Annotated in this window: 1 protein-coding gene and 1 pseudogene; both read right to left on the minus strand. The window is 67.2% G+C overall.

What is annotated here, in order from left to right; all coding sequences use genetic code 11:
* A pseudogene (locus tag EN780_RS34175) lies at positions 1–455 on the minus strand (ABC transporter permease); the annotation flags it as partial.
* Positions 455–1,318 (minus strand): ABC transporter permease, encoded by an 864-nt coding sequence (locus EN780_RS34180; protein WP_127310467.1) that lies wholly within the window; start codon positions 1,316–1,318, stop codon positions 455–457. The pseudogene EN780_RS34175 and the gene EN780_RS34180, both read right to left, overlap by 1 nt.
* Positions 1,319–1,444 lie beyond the last annotated feature (126 nt).

Here is a 1,444-nt window from a genome sequence, read left to right on the forward strand (position 1 = left end):
ATCGAGAACAGGCCATGCGCGGCGATGATCGAGCCGTAACCGAGCGCCAGGCGCGGCGGCTGGTCGCCCGGCCACAACTCGGCGAGGAACGGATTGACGACGCCGAACAGCTGCACGAGCGCCACCAGCGTCGAGATGCCGATGACGACGCCGGGAACGACGATCGCGGCGCCCAATAGCCCGTCGAAGACAGCCCGCGTCCGCGCCCCGACGCGCTGCAGGCCGAGCGCGGCGGCGGTGCCCGCGACCGCCGCCAAAAGCGCGCTGGTGGTGGCGATGAACAGGCTGTTCTTCAGCGCCTCGACCAGGAACGGGTTGGACAGCGCCTTGCCGTACCATTGCGTCGAGAAGCCGGTGAACTCGCTGGCATGGTGGCCGGCGTTGAAGGAGAACAGCACCACCAGCGCGATTGGCAGGTAGAGGAAGGCAAAAACGGCAACGACGAAGGCGCGCATCAGATCAGGTCCACCCGGCGCGCGCCCGACAGCCGGGCCGAGATGCGGTTGGCGGCAATCAGCACCACGACCGAAACCAGCACCAGCGTGATGGCGATGGCCGAACCGAACGGCCAGTTGCGCGACTGCAGGAACAGGTCGACCAGCGCGTTGCCGATAAAGAACACCTTGCCGCCGCCGAGCAGAGTCGGGATCAGATATTCGCCGAGCAGGAGGATCATCACCAGCGAGAAGCCGGTCATCACGCCGGGCAGCGACAGCCGGAGCGTGACACCGAGGAAGGTCGACAGCGGCGTCGCGCCGAGATCGGCGGAGGCTTCCAGCAGCCGCCGGTCGAGCCGCTCCAGGCTGACATAGATCGGCAGGATCATCAGCGGCAGATAGCCGTAGACGATGCCGAGCAGCACCGCGCCCGGCGTGTTGATCAGCCGGACGTCCTCGATGCCGACATAGGCGAGCAGGGCCGGAATGCCGCGTCCGCCCAGCACATACATCCAGGCATAGGTGCGCATCAAAAGGCTGGTCCAGAACGGGATGACGACGAGCGCCAGCAGGATCAGCCGCCAGCGCTCCGGCGCGCGCAGCGCCAGATAGTAGGCCACCGGATAGGCGACGAGCAGGCAGGCGAAGGCGCCGACCGGCGCCAGTACCATCGTGTTCCAGAACGCGGTCGCCCGCGCCGGCAGGTTGGCGTATTGCGCAAGCGTGAAAGCTGCCTGGTAGCCTCCCTCGGGCGCCCGCTCGCCGACGCTGAAGATAGCGATGGCGACGAACGGCAGGACCAGGAATACCACCAGCCACAGCGTCGCCGGCGCCAGCAGCAGCGCGGTCATGAGGTTTTTGCGAAGAAGGGTGCCGCGCATCGAAAAAGCCGCTTCGGTGCCGGCGGGCAATTGCCCGCCGGTCGCGTTGCCTGGATCGGGTTTGTGGCCGGTTCCGCTCAAGCCGACTTGAAGCGCGCCATCAGCTCGGCGCGCCCCGGATCGGTG

This window comes from Mesorhizobium sp. M4B.F.Ca.ET.089.01.1.1 (genome assembly GCF_004022605.1).
GTDB classification, from domain to species: Bacteria; Pseudomonadota; Alphaproteobacteria; order Rhizobiales; family Rhizobiaceae; genus Mesorhizobium; species Mesorhizobium abyssinicae.